The following is a 17,972-nucleotide window of genomic DNA, read 5'->3' on the forward strand; positions in this document are numbered from 1 at the left end:
ATGTGAGGTTATCCCCTCAACATATTTAGTTAATCATTCCTAACTCCAAAAGTCAAATTATGCATCGCGCAAACTGCTGTAGCCTTCAACATTCAGAGAGAAATCGCTTCTGTCCAGAGAAAAATTTGGATTATAGTAAGGATCACCCTTATCAAGGACTTCCTTCCATTTTGCACGAAAATGCTCAGATTCCGCATCATATCTCTTTGCATTCTCGCCCTCCAGGTCAAGTCCTCTGGATGCGGATTCAAAATGATACATTTCCGCAAAAGGAGTAAATATATTGAGATATCCTTTTTCCCTCAGTTTAAGACAGAAATCCACGTCATTTAATGAAACTCTGAATCCCTCATCAAATCCGCCGACTTCATCGTATTTCGCCCTTGATACCATGAGGCAGGCACCTGTCACGGCAGATACGTTCTGTGCATAGCACAACCTTCCCATATATCCGAGGTTCATTCCCTCCTGTCCGTAATGGCAATGTCCGGCTGTTCTGTGAGCTCCGAGTCTCAGTACGATACCGGCGTGCTGAATCTTTCTATTGGGGAAATAGAGTTTTCCACCAACAGCTCCGACATCTGCACGCTGCGCGTACATGAGCAGTTCCTCCATCCAATTAACGGTAATAACCTGTGTATCATTATTTAGAAGCAGGATGTAATCACCTGTCGAATGCTTAACACCGTAATTCACTACCGCAGAATAATTAAACGGCGGCTTCGAACCGTCTTCATTCAGGTTATTCTTATCCTCATAGTAATCAACTATTTTAAGAACAGAGCTCATGGCTCCGTTTCTGAGCTCATCGTAATAGCTCTTTATTTCCTTTGAGGTACTTCCGTTCTCTACAACAATAATCTCATAATTGTCATAGGTCGATTTTTCATATATCGAATCCAGGCACCTCTTCAAATCCTCCATGTGCTCACAAGTGGGGATTATTATAGAAATCTTGGGCATGCCCTCAACTTCATAGGCGATCTTGAAAATCGTCTCAAACGCTCTGGTACTGGTTATCTTAAAGTGTTCATAACCATGTCTTCTAAGATGATCTGCCACAGCTCCTCTGGCTGCATCAATAGCATAGCTCTTGGCGCTGATGTCCGATGCCACACTACCCGCATGAGATCTCCAGTAATACAAGAGTCTGGGAATATGAACTATATGCTCTGCAGCGTCCGTAAGCCTCAAGATCATATCATGATCCTGACTTCCGTCGAATTTCGATCTGAAAAGTTCTGTGCCGTCAAGGAGTGATCTCTTGAATACACTAAAATGGCAGATATAATTATTTGCTCTCAGATTATCAGGCGCATAATCCGGCTTAAAGTGCATCGTTATCATGTGATCAATGCTCTTACCTGAAAAAGTGGCTTCATCACAGTAAAGATAGTCCGCATTCTCATCATTGATAGCTTTGACATAGTAATACAGAACTTCGGGATGAAGAATATCATCATGATCAAGAAGTCCTATGTACTCACCCGACGCAAGCTTAAGGCACTCATTTGTATTACCTGAAATTCCTGTATTCTTCTCAAGTCTGTGATAAAGAATACCGGCACCGTCGGCTTCTCCGTGCCCGGCTCTTTCGTCCTTCTGATATTCTTTGACAATCTCTTCTACATATACATGCTCTGCATCTGAGCCGTCAGCAAGGCAAAGCTGCCAGTTTGTATACGTCTGGTTAAGAACAGACTCTATCATATCCCTGAGGAAATTCTCGGGAGTGTTATAAAGAGGAACCAGAATACTGATAAGCGGCATCTTTTCAAATCTGGCATTTCTCTCTGTTGCAATTGTCTCCTCAGAAGGAAAGCTTTCGGTTCCATAGTGAACCTTCGCCTTACGCTCAATCTGCTTATATTTAAGCTTGGCAATAACTCCCCTTACTGATCCTGCGTTTTTCACGCGATCCTTCTGCCTTATAACGAAATGCATTACATTTCTTGCGGGAGTACTTGCCTTCCAGATTGGATTGGATTTAATCCTGTTAAGCTTAAACTCAAGCTCCTGATTCTTATCTTCAAGGTCAGCCACTCTCTGCGCAAGATCTGCACTTTTAAGCTTTTCTTTCTCATATGCTGTTTTAAAATCAAAATCTGTATTTTCAGTCATTATTTCACCTTAAGTAAATTGGGCACCCAGTTTATGAGTTTCAAACTACCCGTCTGGTCAAGGGCAGCCATTCCCACCTGATAATAACCAGGGTCAAGTTTCCCAGGAGCAATCCTCACCTTATAGCCGGTAAGGTCAACATCTATCTGATCCTGTAATCTCAGTTTAATATCCGGTCTGTACCAGGTATAAACAGGCATACTGTATACGACTGAAGATGCCGGTCTTGCACCTTCATCAGACCTCTCTACCTGCCTGAGAACAAGTCTTCTTTCAAAAAATGCATTATCTGAGCCGATTACAAAGCTATAGCCCTTAACAAAATATCCGTCTACCACATCGCCGTCTCTGACGCCGTACATCCAATTCTCCATGGTTCCGGCATACTCAACTCCGACTCTGAGGCAGGCATCCTCTCTGGCCTCGGCGAACCCATTCTCATGCACCTTGATATTATGGAAAGGAATATCAAGTACCGGAGTAAAGTCCTCACACGGAATTATGGCGCTTATGGTCTCATCATCAGTAAGGTACTGACTGTAAAAAGGATCATGGTTATAAAAACCGGGATGCCTTTTCATAAGTACCTCATACTCTGCAGCAAGGCGCTCCATCTTCTTCATATCAAGAGTATCAAGGCCTCTGCTCAGGGACTCATGATGATAGAGGCTTATGTGGTTGCAGCAGACATTATAATATCCCTTCTGGAATACGCTGTAGCAAAGATCCACATCATTAAAAGCAACCGGAAGTTCTTCCGGGAAGCCGCCAACCTCATTAAACTTCTCGCGGCTGAGCATCAGACATGCTCCCGTAGCTCCTATCAGATTATGAATCCCTCTGTTAAAGCCAAAGTAATGCGACTTCTGATCATGCATTTTCTGGAGCTTATGCACAGGGCCGAGTCTGACATTAGTAATTCCGGCATGCTGAATAAGATCGGAGTCCGGATAGAGGAGCTTAGCGCCCACAACTCCGACATGGCGAAGCTGTGCCTGAGAAAGCATCTCTCGCATCCACCCATCCTGCGTAGCCTCGATATCATCGTTAAGGAAAAGAAGATACTCGCCTCCCGACCTTGTCGCACCGCGGTTACACATATGAGAAAAATTAAATTCCTCTACTTTATATAAATATGAAATATTTGTTAATCCGTTTACTTTGTCAATTTGATTAATATATGAACCGTATCTTACACGATTATAAGCACTGCTGCCGTTGTCCACTATTACAATCTCATATTTAATATTCTTCTCATGAGTGGTATTAACAATGGATTTCATGCACTGATATAAAATTTCGGGATGATCCTTTGTCGGAATTATAATGCTGACCGTTGCCGGCTTCATCAGCATATGTCTTGAATTATGAAAACTTCTTCCGTAAAAAACATCCGTATCCGGATTTCTGTGGAACAGAATCTCTCCTATATGCCCTATCGGAAATTCCGTTCCCTGTCTCTTTCCGAATGCTCTCTCTTCTATGGCAAGCATACAGAAAAGAACGTCGGCCGAAAGCATGCTTGCTTCACGCCCCACCGCTTCGGGTGAATTCTTCTTTACTCCTGTCGTTCCGCCGAGCATTCTAAGAGCATTATCATACTCGGAAGCCGCTGCTTCATATGTATTTGCCCTGCATGCAAATACACTTCCGATATAAAATGCATTAAGATACGTATCCGGCGACCAGTCCGGCTTAAAATACGGATGACCGTATTTGCCTCTTCCGACCATCTCATCCTCATCGCCATACGCGACATTGATTTCCGGATGAGCCTGAAAGTATCGCCTGATATTCTCTACAGCATGTCCGGCAAGCCTTCCTTTGGGGCTCACGAAAATAAGGATCGTCTCAGCAGTAGCCGTTGGGTCTGCCTCTCTCCACACCTTAGTGTAGGAAACAACCTCCGTTACAAGCTGAAGTCTCCCCGTGACCTCATAAGCGCTCCCCCCTGATACATAAATGGGATGCTTCTCCTGCTTGTGCTCCCAGATGTTATAGGCATTTTTACATTCCTTAACTATACTCTGGTAGCCTCTTTTTCTGTTGTTGATAAGAAAATTCTTTGCAATCTCTTTCAGCATCTCTTACTGCCCTGTTCCGGGCTTCCCCTTATTTGGAAAGAAGTTTTTTCTTAATCTTTCGAAAAAATTCTCCCTTCTCCTCTTCGTTCTCATCAGTGGTAACTCTGAGTGAGTCCTCCAAAGCCACCGCTGTTTCCTTTGGAATAAGAGTTGTCATCATTGTTACCCTAAGATGGTTTTCCCTCTTTTTATCAACTCTGTTATCCGCAAAGCCAAATTCAATATTAGGATCATCTGTTCCGAATACAATACTGTCCTCGGATATCCAGGAGCCGTTCGGATGAATTGAGATGAAGGCCTCTCCCTCCTCGACCGAAACATCATTCCAGACAACCTGCTTTATCGTTACAATGCAACATGCAAATGCAGGATCAATTCTGATATTCTGCACATGATCGTTGCATTCGATATCAATTGTAACTTCATTGTGCTCATCATAGGTCTCATCAGGGAAAATGGAGTCATCTTCACTGTATCCGTCTCCCTCATCCACATATACCTGGATTTCCTCGGCACTTCTGGCCGTATCGCTGCTTCCGGCAAGTTCCTTCGGAACAATGGCAGTCCTTCCTATTGACTTCCACAATTCTACAGATGATTTTCTTCTACCGGTTACATACTTCTGGAAGTCCGCCTCCTCACTAAGAAGGCCCTTTATTTCCTCGTCAGTAAGTCCAATCTGTTCATACAGAGCCTTTACATCGAGCTTATCGCGGCTTCTGTCCTCAAGCATATATCCGTAAAGAGCTCTGAATGCCAACTCCTTAGGCGGAATGCATTTTCCGTAAGTCCACTCATAATCTATGATAGTCCAGATAGGTCCGTTAACAAGAATATTCGGGAAAATAAGATCATAATCCGTAACCGGATAATCAGGTCTGTAGCCGATTCTTCTCATATATTCTCTAAACAGAGCGTTAAAGGAATCCATATCATCCGATTCCAGACACGCGTCAAAAAGTGCTGTCAAAGGAATTCCGTTAACATATGAAAACATCGCACATCTCGACTTCTCATCAAGCTGGCAGTCATTGACCTCAAGGTCTCCGCCCCTGTATCTTTCACGAAGTGCATAGTATGCATCCTGCATACCGAAAATATGGTCCTCTGCTGCCTCGGTAAGAGGGTATTTCTTGATAAGCTTTCTTCCGAGCTTATCGATTGTAATATCAGTTCTTATCTTGAACTCATCGGCACGGTCGTTTGAATACTTGCAATAAACAGTATCGAAACCGGGTCCCAAAATTACTTCGAAGGAATTGGCAAATTCGCCATACATTCCATCATTTATAAGACACTCATATGCTCTTTTTTCATTAAACAAAAGGAGTCTGTCTCTATCGTAATTACGAACATTATCCTGCAATTCTCCGTATGCCGGGAGATATTTGTCTGAATGGAGAGATGTCATCAGTTTGTAGTCCGGATAAGGATAATAGAAATGATAATCCTTTATGCCGCACTTCTTGAAAATACGAATCAGACCATTTCTGGTAAAAGTTCTCGCTACAGAATCCTTGGAATAGCCCTCAATTCCGTCAAAGTATCCTCCGAGGTGATCCTCCGGTGCTCCGGCGAAATACTTAAGACCTATCCTGTTCTCGATGGCAATTACTATTCGTCCGTTCGCCTTAAGGTGCTTTTGAAGCATCGTAAGGAAGTTCTCATACGGATTCTCCGTTCCGATATAGCCCTGTCCATACTCAAACACACCAATAAGGAAAATAAAATCAAAATTGTCGGGAAGATCAGGCTCAATATCCCTGAAATTTCCTACATGAATGGTGACGTTGTCACATTCGGAATTTCTTGTGGCATTAATCTCACTTCTTCTTCTCGAAAGATCACAGGCGATAACCTCTCCTGCCTTCTCAGAAAGCATGCCGGTAATGGCACCGCATCCGGCACCTACCTCAAGAACCTTTTCCTTTCCTGTCATGGGAATCCACTCTACAATATTGCTTCTAAGCTCAGAGAGGTGATACAAAATAGGCCAACTTGCCTTCTTCTCGATTATTTCAGGATACTCTTCCTTCTTGTGTTTCCTGACTATATCGAAGATTTCCTTCTCAATCGGCCCGTCACTGTATAGATCCAGTCCGGCATAATGCTTGAAATTCAGTTTTACATTCCCAATAAATACTTCTTCCTGCATGTCTTATTCCTTTTTAGCATCGGTTACACTGACCGTCGATTCCATATCGACATATCCGACGGTGTTCTTATCGGAAACAACCGTGATATTCAGCGCATCATAAAGTCGGTGGTATACTACAAAATCATCCTGTTCAAATCCTGTTACCCCGAAGGAAACAAGATACTCCCCTCCCTGCAAAAGCATTCTCTGCGTGAAAGTGATCTCTTTTTCATCACCCTCATGAACAGGCTCCAGGAATGCTTTTTCAACCATAGAATTTGTTCCGGTAATCTCTATTCCCATAATGTTTTTTATGGTATAAGCGAATATCGGAGCACTAATGTCTCTGAGGAACTTAACCTTCATGTGTATGGTGAATTCTGTTCCTTTTATTACTGAATTTGTCCTAAGTCCCTTTGAATCGGTAGCATAGAACTCTGTAATCTTTGCTCCATTATTTCCGTATTCCAGAAGCTCGGGATTTTCCATCTCATTTTGCGCATCGGATTTTTCTTCCTTGGGCGCACTCTTTGCGGCATCGCCATTTTTAGCAGCATCTGCCTTTTTCCCTGCAGCCTCTCTTATGTCCTCATCCTCAAGAAGGGACTTAAAGTCATTTTCGGGAAGCGGATACTGTCCAACCAGTACCTGCTTATATATATCAATCATTTTCTTGGGTGTTCCCTCTCCGAGAATAACACCCTGGTTAAGAAGAACCGCTCTGTCACAATACCTGCTTATAGTCGAGAGGTCATGTGATACAAAGAGAATCGTCTTCCCCTGCTTTTTAAATTCCTCAAATTTGTGATAACACTTCGCCTGGAAAAATACATCGCCAACAGAAAGTGCCTCATCTACAATAAGTATCTCGGGATCGATGTTTATGGCAACGGCAAATGCAAGTCGCACAAACATACCGCTCGAATAGGTCTTAACAGGCTGATAAACATAATCACCAATATCGGCGAATTCCAAAATGGAATCCATTCTGGCTTTGATCTCTTCCTCTGAAAAGCCTATCATCATACCGTTAAGGAAAATGTTATCTATTCCGTTGTACTCCAGATTAAAACCGGCACCCAGCTCAAGAAGGGCTGAAATATGGCCATCCACTTCAACCGATCCGGAAGTAGGTGACAATACTCCTGTTATTATCTTAAGGATTGTCGATTTTCCCGAACCGTTAGTTCCGATAATTCCAATGGTCTCACCTTTTTTTACAGAGAGATTTACATGATTGAGAGCAAGGTGCTCCGTATAATCATTACCCTTTAGCAGACCAAGTGCATCCTTTAACCTGTCTGAGTTTTTACTATAAAGTTTATACATTTTAGTCAGGTCGGTAACCTGAATCGCTAAGTCTTTATCCATAAACCATACTTTCCCGGTATATTTCTCCAGCTATTCCATCAGAGCACATCCGCAAAATGCGTTTTGGTGCGCTTAAATATCAAAGAACCTATGCAGAACAGTGCCACTACAACTATCCAGAAATAAGTACTTGAATAAAAATGCTCAAAGAACCATTCATTACCATACATCGAATTTCTGTATCCGTTTACGATGTACGTCATGGGGTTAAGCTTTATTATCCACTTAAGATTGTCGGGAAGCATATTTATATCCCACAATATCGGAGTTGCCCACTGGCCGACCTGAAGAACTATAGCCAGAATCTGTGTGAGGTCTCTGAAAAATACCACTACAGCACAGGTTGTATAGCATATGGAAAGAACCAGTATAAATTCACATATCGCATAATAAATGATCTGGATTGTATAAATCGTAGGATAGTAGCCATACATGCATGAAATAGCAATCATTACCCCCGCGAAAAATACATGAATAAAAAGAGCGGCTATTATTTTTATCAGGGGCAGTATACTGATCTTGAACAAAACCTTTTTAACCAGATAGTTATACTCAAGAAGAGCGGTCGTTCCGTTCATCAGTGCTTCATTAAAGAAAAACCACGGCACCAGACCCGTCGTAAGAAACAAAACATAGGGCACATCGATCTCGCCTGCTGCCATTGGCTTTTGCTTGAATATTCTGTCAAACACAAACCAATACATCAAAACAGTGACCACCGGCTGCACCAGTGCCCACACAATGCCCATATACGAGCCGGCATATCTCTTTTTAAAATCATTTACCGCCAGTCTCCGGATCAGCTTCCTCGAATTATAAAGCTCCACCGGCAAAACCATGAGCTTATCGTACCAGGCGGTAACGAGTATCATCGACATTACGATAAGTATGCATGCGCATATCTTCTTAAGCATCTCGGTATGCTGATCCGCAAGCACATTGGTGTGCAAAACGATGATCAGCATCAGAGCAATTGCTATCGTATAGAAAATGCCCAGCCCCACCTGCTTGGGAAGCTCACTTATAAAAGGCAGTTTATCTGTCTTTTCCTTTGCCATTATTTAACTCCGCGGTCTTTTTTATAATCTGAAAGTGTACCCCACTTTGTATCCTTATCGGAAAGTGTAAGCTCTGACTCATCCTCATAGGGCCACTCTACACCGATTTCGGGATCCTTGAACAAAATACCGCCCTCGTCATCGGGGTGATAGAAATCTGTGCACTTGTATGCAAATTCAGCATAATCGGACATTACCATAAAACCATGTGCGAATCCCTTGGGAATAAAGAACTGTTTCTTGTTCTCAGCCGAAAGGACTACTCCGAACCACTTTCCAAAAGTTGCAGAGCCTTCACGAAGATCTACCGCAACATCAAAAACCTCTCCCTTTATTGCACGAACAAGTTTATCCTGAGGAAAGTTCTTCTGAAAATGAAGGCCTCTCAGTACTCCCTTTTTGGAAGCCGACTGGTTATCCTGTACAAACTCCATGGGGATACCGATTTTCTCAAAATCCCTCTTGGAATATGTCTCCATGAAGTATCCTCTCTCATCACCGAAAACCTGAGGAGTGATAACCTTAAGTCCTTCAATCTCACATGTCTCAACCTGTAACTGTCCCATTTTATATTTGATCCTCCAAACTATTAATCTACATTTCCGCCTGATATTTCCGGATCCGCATTGGCCGGTACCGGAACATTATCCACCACTACTACAACGGACGGACGTTGCTCGCTTTTATCAAAAAAATCTCCGGCAGTAAGAAAGCCCTTAAGATTATCGCCAATCTGCTCTCCGTATTCGGTAGTAGATACTGCTTCCTCCGCCTGTGTGGCAACAGCCTCCGATTCACCTTCTGAACCAATCAGTGAATTTATGCGGTCTCTGTTTGCAGCATAAACAACCACCCCGATGAGAACAATCGTGGTAATAATCGCCAATATAGACAATCTAAACGCCTTAGAGTCCATTTGCTACCTCAACAAGATATTTGCCGTAGTCAGTCTTCATCAAAGGCTCAGCAAGTTTAAGAAGCTGCTCCTTATTGATGAATCCTCTCTTATATGCAATCTCTTCTATGCAGGATACATAGAGTCCCTGTCTCTTCTGGAATGCACATACGAAATCAGCGGCATCAAGAAGAGAGTCATGATTACCCGTATCAAGCCATGCAAAGCCTCGGCCCATAGTCTCAACACGAAGAGTACCTCTGCGAAGATACTCATTGTTAACACTTGTAATTTCAATCTCTCCTCTGGCTGAAGGCTTAACATTTTTTGCTATTTCAATTACGTCATTATCATAGAAATAGAGTCCCGGAACCGCATAATTGCTCTTGGGATGCTCCGGTTTTTCCTCGATTGAAAGGGCTTTGCCGTTCTCATCAAACTCAACTACGCCGTATTCTCTGGGATCACGAACGTAATAACCGAAAATTGTCGCTCCCTTCTCTCTGGATGCCACTTCCCTCAGTAACTTGGAGAAGCTCTGGCCATAGAAAATATTATCTCCGAGAACCAGTGCTACACTGTCACTGCCAATAAACTCTGCGCCGATTATGAACGCATCGGCAAGACCTCTGGGCTCTTCCTGAACAGCATATGAAAATGACATCCCCAGCTGCTCTCCTGTTCCGAAAAGGTCCTCAAAAATCGGAAGATCTCTCGGAGTAGAAATAATAAGAACCTCGCGTATTCCCGCAAGCATAAGGGTAGATAGCGGGTAATAGATCATAGGTTTATCATAAACCGGCATGATCTGCTTTGAAATAGCTCTGGTAAGCGGATAAAGTCTTGTTCCGGAACCTCCGGCAAGTATAATTCCTTTCATAAAAGGCCTCCAAATCTGTATATTCAAAAACAATTTTTCTCAAGTAATATCACAGCTGTCTTTGATGTATGCAAAACTACATCACCCTATAATATAACATAAAAACGCCATTTATATCATGGGTTTATTATTAAATATATTATTTATCGTTTTTACGAATCGTATCAATTATAAACGGCGGTCTCTTTCTGGATTCTTCCAGTACTCTCCAAATGTATTCGCCGAGAATTCCGAGTGTCAGCATTATCATTCCGGATGCAAACAAAACCACGCACATCAGGGATGCATAACCCGCTATTGGAGTTCCGACGGTGAGCTTCTCATAGATTGCGCTTATAATGCCTACAAATGCAGCTATGGCGAAAATCACTCCGCAAATACTCATCATCCTGATCGGGAAATAGGAAAAGCTCATCATGGAATCCACCACAAGCTTAAATTTCTTTCCAAAAGTCCAGCGGGATTTGCCGACTGTCCTGTCCTTTCTGTGAAAGTATACCTTGGCGGACTTAAAGCCTATCCACATGACCTGAAGTGTAAGCGATGAGTTCTTTTCATCCATCATCTCCAGAACATTTATTGCCTGTCTGTCCAGAAGGTAGCAGTCACAGCCGCCCTGAGGCATATCCTTATTAATTGTCTTTCTCACAAGCCAGTAATACATTCCGGCAAAGAACTTCTTAACCGCACCTTCATCGCGTTCAGCTCTTATCGCAAGTACTACCTTATTCCCTTCCTTCCACTTTTCGTAGAGATCGAGAATAAGGGTTGAATCCTCCTGAAGATCTGCCTGCTTTGTAACGGCGCAGTCACCGGTACAAACAGATAATCCCGCAAGTATGGCCGCATGCTCACCAAAGTTTCTTGAGAGTCTCGTGCAGACAACATTCTCATCCTTCTCTGCGATCTTATTCATGATTTCCCAGGAGTTATCTCCGGATCCGTCATCCACAAAGACAAGTTCGTAATCTCCGAGTTTATCGAAGATTTTCTCCTTCATGTCATCGTAGAGCATCTCCAGGGTGTCTGAGTTGTAATAAACCGGAACGACAATTGATATTTTGCTCATCTTTTCTCCATTGCTCTTAAACGCAACAAGAGAGAGCCCGGTAAATAGCCTTACCAAAGCTCTCCTGTTATTGTAATGTCCTATCTTACGGATAATGTATTACAGCTTATCGCCATACATACTGTCATAATATTTCTGATAATTTCCGCTTGTTACATGCTCCATCCAGTCCTCGTTAGCAAAGAACCACTTGATGGTCTTTCTGATGCCTTCCTTGAACATCGTCTCAGGCTCCCAGCCGATCTCCTTCTTGATCTTATCGGGAGCGATAGCATAGCGGCGGTCGTGTCCCTTTCTGTCCTCAACATATGTAATGAGGTCATATGTAAGCTTCTCTTTTCTGGGATCTGAATCATCAAGAGACTCGCGAAGTACATCGATGATGGTCTGAACGATCTCAATGTTCTGCTTCTCATTGTGTCCGCCGATGTTGTAGGTCTCGAAAAGTCTGCCCTGTTCCTGAACCATATCGATTGCCTTGGCATGATCCTCAACATAGAGCCAGTCACGAACGTTCTTACCGTCGCCGTAAACGGGAAGTGCCTTACCCTCAAGAGCATTGTGAATCATAAGAGGTATAAGCTTCTCCGGGAACTGGAACGGTCCGTAGTTGTTGGAACAGTTGGTTATATTTGCAGGGAACTTATATGTGTCCATATAAGCCTTAACAAGCATATCTGAGCTTGCCTTACTTGCTGAGTAAGGGCTGTGAGGATCATAAGGTGTATCCTCATAGAAATAAGCGTTGGGATCCTCGGGAAGTGATCCGTAAACCTCATCGGTACTTACATGGAGGAATTTCTTTCCTTCCTTGAAGGAACCATCGGGAAGCTCCCATGCCTTCTTTGCTGCGTTAAGCATTGTAGCTGTTCCGAGAACGTTGGTCTCAACAAAGATCTCGGGATTAACGATTGAGCGGTCAACATGGCTCTCTGCTGCAAAATGAACAACTCTGTCGATGTCATTTTCCTCAAAAATCTTGTTGATGGCATCTCTGTCGCAGATATTTGCCTTAACAAATGTATAGTTGTCTCTTCCCTCGACATCCTTGAGGTTCTCAAGGTTACCTGCATAGGTAAGTACATCCACATTGATTATGCGGATCTCATTGTCATACTTCTTAAACATGTAGTGTATGTAGTTGGAACCGATGAATCCGGCACCACCTGTTACAAGATAAGTTCTCATTAAATATCCTCCAAAAAGAAAATCTTTATAAGTTATTTTGTATTCTAACTGTTTACATAAATTAATGCAAATTGCCGGGGAGATAAAATATTAAAATGCCGGCAAGTATAAGCGCCATTCCTATCAGTTTGTTTTTCGTAATCCCTTCCTTGAAGAAAATTCTGCTAAGGAACATGACCATGATATATCCGATAGGTTCTATTATTACGACATACATATAAGGCATATGTCCGTAGCAGATGATTGCCACAAACATCGATACCACCAGTAATCCATATCCTCCGATAACCAGTATATTCAGATACTGTCTGATAAAGTTCGGATACTCTGTTCCGGAGCTCTTTTTAAGAAGCATCTGTGATATTGAAGCTATCAGCTGTCCGCAAAGGGCAAGTGCAATAAAAGGAATCATGCCGCACCTCCTTTATTAGGAGAATTAAGTACAATTGTTCCTGCTATTACAAGCGCCACGCCTATAACCTTGAGGAGTGTCACTCCTTCATGAAAAAGGATTGTACTCCACAAAAGCGACCACAGAAGAGTCATTGCTTTATTTGCATAGGCTATCGACAATTCAAATCGCTTTAAAAGCTGCTGCCAGAGTATCGCATATATACCCAGAACAGCAAAATCCAGGAGATACAGTAATATAAACTCTTTTGATAAAAGCTTGTAGTTGGAAACAAGTTTACTTATAACCGTCGTCAGGGAATAAATGAAAACAGCTCCCTGAAGAACTATGATAGCCCGAATCTTATTTCCCATATATAGCCTCCGCGAAATGAGTGGCAATATGCTTGTTGGCATCCTTATTTACATGAATGTTATCAAGCAGATTCTCTGCACTGTTCCCCTCATCTATAGTCCCGTAATAGTTATCTATAAAGGAGACTCCGGTCTCACCACAGGTATCGATCATATGCTGAAGGTATGTGGTAAGCTTACCGTTACCGAAATCCACCCTGTCTCCGTTTTTAAGAAGTCCGTCTGCATCGTAGGCATAGCAGAAGGTAAAGGACATGCATACAATTCTGATAAAAGGATATTTTTCCTGAATCATTCTGATACCGGAATCCAATGCTCCCATGTAGGTTACAGGATCCATCTTATCTCCGGGATTCATACCGGGACGCAGCTTGATATAATCTGAAGCATCGTAGTAAATAACGAGAGTATCAACAGTATTCATATCAAGATCACTGAGCGCCTGAGCATGCTGCTCCAGTGTGATATCTCCCAAAGTCCAGGCTGCATCAAGAATTTCCTTCGTGCCATCCTGCGTTAATGCCTTTGCACAGTTATAAAAACTGAACTTATCCATGATGTCGCCCTGGCCATCAGCAGTTCCCAGTGCAACTGTACTTCCGCCAAATCCTGCATTTATCACAGTGCTTCCTGTACTTTTGGCAATCTGTTCACATACACCGTCTTCGGAAAGATCATAAGTAACGGAATCATTACCGAGTACAAGTATGGTCTCCCGGCCATCATCCTCATGCCCCTCTCTCTTATCGGAAGGCAGAAGAAAAATCTGATCAAGGATTTCTACATCATATTCCGAAGTATCCTCGTCGACCTGCTCAACATCTCTTCCTTTGTTCCACTTGATCAGTCTGAAAGATCCATAACCGATCAGTATAACGATGAGTCCGAGAATCACCAGATGTACCCATCCGGGTATTCCTCCACCGTTTCTGTTTCCTTTGTCCTCTGATCTGAAATCTGTCATAAAAAACCTCACTTACCTAAATAGATCCTAATCAGTATTCAGCAGAAAGCAACTCTTCAAAATCGAATTCCGCAATTATCCGCCGCATCTTTTGAAGTTCATCTCTGAACTCTTCAATGCTTCTGACTTCATGCGTTCCATCAGCAAAACACTCGGTCATATAGCGGTTTATTCTCGGATTATAATGCGTATAATCCGCATAGTTATTAAGGTCTGTCACTGTCTCCTCCATATTTTGAAAATAGAACAGACGCACATTATCATACTTCAAAAGTTCGTTTGCCGCAAACTCATATTGCTTCATCGTAGCTTCAAAATGATTTTCCGTGAGCACATTATTCCAGTAAAGAATGCTGTAAGGCGGGAAAAAAATATAAAAAACCGTATCCGGATTATTTTTTATAAATGGTAAAATATTTGTCTCCAGATTTTCTTTCGTCTGAGGTATCAGGAGATCAGCATCCATTTCATCGATAACAGCCTCCGGGGCCTCATAGCCGTGCATAACATACTGAATATTGTAGTAATCCTCCGTCCACCAGCTGGCGTAGACCTCGGACAGATTTGTTCCCTTTTTCTGGATAATCGGCTTGAGGATATACTCAAGAATCACATCCTTATTCCAGAGGTACTTCACATCATTTATGGGATTTTTGTCATAAAGGTACATCGGAAGCTCATACTTAATTTCATCCGTAGCCGCAGTCATAGTCGGTATATCAAGCCCTAAAAACACAGCCTTAACTGGATTCTTCTTCCTTGCTGGAGTATTTTTGTCAAATACAATACTTAAGATATTGTAATCATCTCGCGGATAAGCCCCGCTGTAGGAGAGCTTGAGCGTATTTAGTCCCATAAGCTCACCAAAATCATCCGTATGGAAATTAACAGTCATTGATGATCCTATTATACAGCTGTCATAATCCATCCTCTCCGCCATTCCTGGATTTTGGGAAAGCTGATTATCCACGATATAGGGAAATCCCTGGAGCGGCGCATGAAAATGGAAAAACGGATCAACATAAATTACTATCGCCGATACAAAAAAAAGCAGCACCAGTACCACCGCGCAAAAGCTGAATATGAAGTTTTTGGCATTTCTTTTACTCAAATTACATACCTCAAACTATCAGAAATTAATATACAAAAAGGTGCTGACACCGCCAAGGCTCAGGACTCCCCATACAAAAAGCACTCCGTAGAGCATTGATACGGCAAGGGATCCCACCCTTGAAGCATCCTCTTTTTTACATATAAAAGCTGCACTTTTCTCTGCTATTTTCCTCGCCGTATTGCCGCCAAAAATCATAATTGCAGAAAAAATCAGTATTATCCACATACAAATGTAATTACTCTTACTCCATCCGGGTATAGGTGTGATTTTAAACATATACCAGATTTCATCCATCATAAAGCATTCCGCAAACTTGATTGATATATGAAGACCTCTCCAGGCATCGATATTGACAATTTTGCCAAGAAGAGTAAGTGCCTCGGGTATATCTTTTGCCCTGAAAAAAACCCAGGCTGCTGTCACATATATAAAGGTAAGAGCTGTATTAATGGCATGTCTAACTCCTAAGGCCATTACATTTTTAGTCTTAGCAAGATCTTTTCCACTTTCATCTTTGGCATGCGCGGCTGCACGAAAAACCCTTAGAAGCACCATCAGCACGCCATGCATCATACCCCATATAACAAAATTCAGACCATATCCATGCCATATTCCGCTAACCAGGAATACTATCAGAATATTGATATAAGTCCTTGAAATTCCCTTCCTGCTGCCGCCCAGCGGTATGTAGACATATCTTGTAAAGAACTTCGTAAGTGAAATATGCCATCTGTCCCAAAACTCAGCTATATTTTCAGAGGTATACGGAGCATCAAAGTTTCTTGTGAGCTCCATTCCAATCATCCTGCAGATTCCTTCAGCCATATCACAGTACCCGCTGAAGTCAAAATACAGCTGGAAGGAATATGAAACCGCAACCAAAATGGCATCGAGCGCTGACATAGTCGTAACGCCGCCATAGCCAAAATCCACACCTTTTCCGAGCACCTGCGCAAGAAGCACCTTTTTGGCAAGTCCCATGGAAAACAGCATTATTCCGTATGTAAAATCCTCTGCTTTTAGCTTTTTTTTACTAAGATCCTTAAGGCCACCCATTACACTTTTATAATCGGCAATCGGGCCCTGAAGAATTTTAGGAAAAAAGAGAATATAGCACAGATAATCGACAGGATTGAAATCTGCTTTTATCTCCTTGCCCAGCTCAGCTATAAACATTATCTGAGAAAAGGTGTAGAAGCTCACCGCAACAGGCATTGCGCCGCCGCCAAAAAACTTAAAACCCGCAAGAAGCAGGGCATTACCTGTTATGGCAACAGCTTTTATTGCAGTCACAGAGCCATCTTTTTCTAAAACTACGCTTTTTATCTGTTTACATAATACACATGAGAATATCAGATTCCAGACAATGCTCAAAAGAAAGATACAGATAGAAAAAGCTCCGTATCCCACGAAGAAAAAGGCTGACATTACTATCAGCCATAGCTTCATCAGCGTATCCGCTCTCTCATTTTCAGATAAAAAACGCTGAATCCCCCATACTCCCAAAAGGAAGACGGGTAGAAATATGAAAATAAAGGAATATGAATTAAATGTCACTGAGCAATCTCCGGATCCTTATAGATATTGTATCCACCAACCATATTTACTAATTCCAGTCCCATATCCTCAAGTTTTACATCAATCTGTCTGTCTTTGTACATAACAATGTAATTGCACTGAGCCTGTCTCGTAGCCTCTAAAAGTTCCTCTGCATTGATAACTTCGGGTTTTTGAAAAGCTACGTAAACGGCATTGTAATAATCATTATGGATGACGTCACGTCCGTAAGGCATAAGAATATTCGTGTCATACTGCCTTACAAAATGGATAAACTCCTCCGGGAACACCGCTCTTACTCTGGGTTCTCCCTCCTCCGGACTTATCTCATCACATACATCGATAACAACCTGCGGAATGTGGTAAGCGTTTTCTGCATCCTTAACATACTCATTTTTATAAACCAGGCTTCCGCTAAGGATTATAAGTGCACTGACAACCACCAGTCCTATCCGCTTATGCTCCATAAATAATTTGCATCCTGCATAAGCTATTATCGCACTCATGGGAATAAGCCATAAAATTCTGTAATAAGTATCTCCACCATCCGGAATTTTTGCCACATATGCAATTCTGGTTACCGGAATAAAAAATCCCACTAAAATGATCAGAGGAGCCACGGCCATAACAAGCTTTTTCCTCATATCCTTTTCAGCAATAAGAAGATACAGCATTGAAGCTAAGAACAGCACAAGAAGATATCCATTACCGCCATACTGCTTGAATATAACCCAGGCCTCCATAAAAATTCCGTACATTTAGTCACCTC

Annotated in this window: 16 protein-coding genes; all 16 read right to left on the reverse strand. The window is 42.3% G+C overall.

The annotated features are described in order from the left end of the window. Positions 1–57: 57 nt before the first annotated feature. The 16 genes from G630_RS0107905 to G630_RS0107980 all read right to left on the reverse strand — a co-directional run bounded on the left by G630_RS0107905 (position 58) and on the right by G630_RS0107980 (position 17,961). On the reverse strand, positions 58–2,121 hold the full coding sequence (locus G630_RS0107905) for a glycosyltransferase family 2 protein (RefSeq protein WP_026498265.1): 2,064 nt from the start codon (positions 2,119–2,121) through the stop codon (positions 58–60). Beyond that, positions 2,121–4,205, reverse strand: a complete 2,085-nt coding sequence (locus G630_RS0107910) for a glycosyltransferase family 2 protein (protein ID WP_026498266.1) — start codon at positions 4,203–4,205, stop codon at positions 2,121–2,123. The genes G630_RS0107905 and G630_RS0107910 overlap by 1 nt, the downstream gene beginning before the upstream one ends. A gap of 28 nt (positions 4,206–4,233) precedes the next feature. Further along, complete coding sequence (locus G630_RS24165; protein WP_022763151.1) at positions 4,234–6,360, reverse strand: class I SAM-dependent methyltransferase; 2,127 nt, start codon at positions 6,358–6,360, stop codon at positions 4,234–4,236. Positions 6,361–6,363: 3 nt separating this feature from the next. Next, positions 6,364–7,713, reverse strand: coding sequence for an ABC transporter ATP-binding protein (locus tag G630_RS0107920; RefSeq protein WP_022763150.1), 1,350 nt, complete (start codon positions 7,711–7,713; stop codon positions 6,364–6,366). 38 nt (positions 7,714–7,751) lie between these two features. After that, positions 7,752–8,771 carry an ABC transporter permease gene (locus tag G630_RS0107925; RefSeq protein WP_022763149.1) on the reverse strand — a complete coding sequence of 340 codons (1,020 nt, stop codon included), beginning with the start codon at positions 8,769–8,771 and terminating at the stop codon, positions 7,752–7,754. Continuing rightward, positions 8,771–9,337, reverse strand: a complete 567-nt coding sequence (gene rfbC, locus G630_RS0107930) for a dTDP-4-dehydrorhamnose 3,5-epimerase (RefSeq protein ID WP_022763148.1) — start codon at positions 9,335–9,337, stop codon at positions 8,771–8,773. Before rfbC ends, G630_RS0107925 begins: the two co-directional genes overlap by 1 nt. Positions 9,338–9,360: 23 nt before the next feature. Continuing rightward, complete coding sequence (locus G630_RS0107935; RefSeq protein WP_022763147.1) at positions 9,361–9,687, reverse strand: hypothetical protein; 327 nt, start codon at positions 9,685–9,687, stop codon at positions 9,361–9,363. Further along, a complete protein-coding gene (gene rfbA / locus G630_RS0107940) occupies positions 9,677–10,546 on the reverse strand; it encodes a glucose-1-phosphate thymidylyltransferase RfbA (protein WP_022763146.1) in 870 nt (289 codons plus the stop codon). The genes G630_RS0107935 and rfbA overlap by 11 nt, the downstream gene beginning before the upstream one ends. 139 nt (positions 10,547–10,685) lie before the next feature. Continuing rightward, the gene (locus G630_RS0107945; protein ID WP_022763145.1) at positions 10,686–11,615 is read right to left on the reverse strand and encodes a glycosyltransferase family 2 protein; all 930 of its coding nucleotides are present in this window, start codon (positions 11,613–11,615) and stop codon (positions 10,686–10,688) included. A 99-nt stretch (positions 11,616–11,714) separates the two neighbouring features. After that, positions 11,715–12,803 (reverse strand): dTDP-glucose 4,6-dehydratase, encoded by a 1,089-nt coding sequence (rfbB, locus tag G630_RS0107950; protein ID WP_022763144.1) that lies wholly within the window; start codon positions 12,801–12,803, stop codon positions 11,715–11,717. A 61-nt stretch (positions 12,804–12,864) separates the two neighbouring features. Next, a complete protein-coding gene (locus G630_RS0107955) occupies positions 12,865–13,215 on the reverse strand; it encodes a multidrug ABC transporter (RefSeq protein WP_022763143.1) in 351 nt (116 codons plus the stop codon). After that, positions 13,212–13,568 carry a transporter gene (locus G630_RS0107960; RefSeq protein WP_026498268.1) on the reverse strand — a complete coding sequence of 119 codons (357 nt, stop codon included), beginning with the start codon at positions 13,566–13,568 and terminating at the stop codon, positions 13,212–13,214. The genes G630_RS0107955 and G630_RS0107960 overlap by 4 nt, the downstream gene beginning before the upstream one ends. Then, complete coding sequence (locus G630_RS0107965; RefSeq protein ID WP_026498269.1) at positions 13,558–14,532, reverse strand: SGNH/GDSL hydrolase family protein; 975 nt, start codon at positions 14,530–14,532, stop codon at positions 13,558–13,560. The genes G630_RS0107960 and G630_RS0107965 overlap by 11 nt, the downstream gene beginning before the upstream one ends. 31 nt (positions 14,533–14,563) lie before the next feature. After that, the gene (locus G630_RS21210; protein ID WP_022763140.1) at positions 14,564–15,643 is read right to left on the reverse strand and encodes a hypothetical protein; all 1,080 of its coding nucleotides are present in this window, start codon (positions 15,641–15,643) and stop codon (positions 14,564–14,566) included. An 18-nt stretch (positions 15,644–15,661) separates the two neighbouring features. Further along, entirely contained in the window at positions 15,662–17,203 is a 1,542-nt protein-coding gene (locus G630_RS0107975) for an MBOAT family O-acyltransferase (protein WP_026498270.1), read from the reverse strand. Continuing rightward, the gene (locus tag G630_RS0107980) at positions 17,200–17,961 is read right to left on the reverse strand and encodes a hypothetical protein (protein ID WP_022763138.1); all 762 of its coding nucleotides are present in this window, start codon (positions 17,959–17,961) and stop codon (positions 17,200–17,202) included. Before G630_RS0107980 ends, G630_RS0107975 begins: the two co-directional genes overlap by 4 nt. Positions 17,962–17,972 lie beyond the last annotated feature (11 nt).

The organism is Butyrivibrio sp. WCD2001, assembly GCF_000424485.1.
Lineage (GTDB): Bacteria > Bacillota > Clostridia > Lachnospirales > Lachnospiraceae > Butyrivibrio.

Excerpts from the sequence above, each read along its gene's own strand:
- rfbB (WP_022763144.1), bottom strand. The coding sequence starts at position 12,803 with ATGAGAACTTATCTTGTAACAGGTGGTGCCGGATTCATCGGTTCCAAC.
- G630_RS0107980 (WP_022763138.1), bottom strand. The coding sequence starts at position 17,961 with ATGTACGGAATTTTTATGGAGGCCTGGGTTATATTCAAGCAGTATGGC.
- G630_RS0107955 (WP_022763143.1), bottom strand. The coding sequence starts at position 13,215 with ATGATTCCTTTTATTGCACTTGCCCTTTGCGGACAGCTGATAGCTTCA.
- G630_RS0107925 (WP_022763149.1), bottom strand. The coding sequence starts at position 8,771 with ATGGCAAAGGAAAAGACAGATAAACTGCCTTTTATAAGTGAGCTTCCC.
- G630_RS0107935 (WP_022763147.1), bottom strand. The coding sequence starts at position 9,687 with ATGGACTCTAAGGCGTTTAGATTGTCTATATTGGCGATTATTACCACG.
- G630_RS0107920 (WP_022763150.1), bottom strand. The coding sequence starts at position 7,713 with ATGGATAAAGACTTAGCGATTCAGGTTACCGACCTGACTAAAATGTAT.
- rfbA (WP_022763146.1), bottom strand. The coding sequence starts at position 10,546 with ATGAAAGGAATTATACTTGCCGGAGGTTCCGGAACAAGACTTTATCCG.
- G630_RS0107945 (WP_022763145.1), bottom strand. The coding sequence starts at position 11,615 with ATGAGCAAAATATCAATTGTCGTTCCGGTTTATTACAACTCAGACACC.
- G630_RS0107910 (WP_026498266.1), bottom strand. The coding sequence starts at position 4,205 with ATGCTGAAAGAGATTGCAAAGAATTTTCTTATCAACAACAGAAAAAGA.
- G630_RS0107965 (WP_026498269.1), bottom strand. The coding sequence starts at position 14,532 with ATGACAGATTTCAGATCAGAGGACAAAGGAAACAGAAACGGTGGAGGA.
- G630_RS0107960 (WP_026498268.1), bottom strand. The coding sequence starts at position 13,568 with ATGGGAAATAAGATTCGGGCTATCATAGTTCTTCAGGGAGCTGTTTTC.
- G630_RS0107905 (WP_026498265.1), bottom strand. The coding sequence starts at position 2,121 with ATGACTGAAAATACAGATTTTGATTTTAAAACAGCATATGAGAAAGAA.
- rfbC (WP_022763148.1), bottom strand. The coding sequence starts at position 9,337 with ATGGGACAGTTACAGGTTGAGACATGTGAGATTGAAGGACTTAAGGTT.
- G630_RS24165 (WP_022763151.1), bottom strand. The coding sequence starts at position 6,360 with ATGCAGGAAGAAGTATTTATTGGGAATGTAAAACTGAATTTCAAGCAT.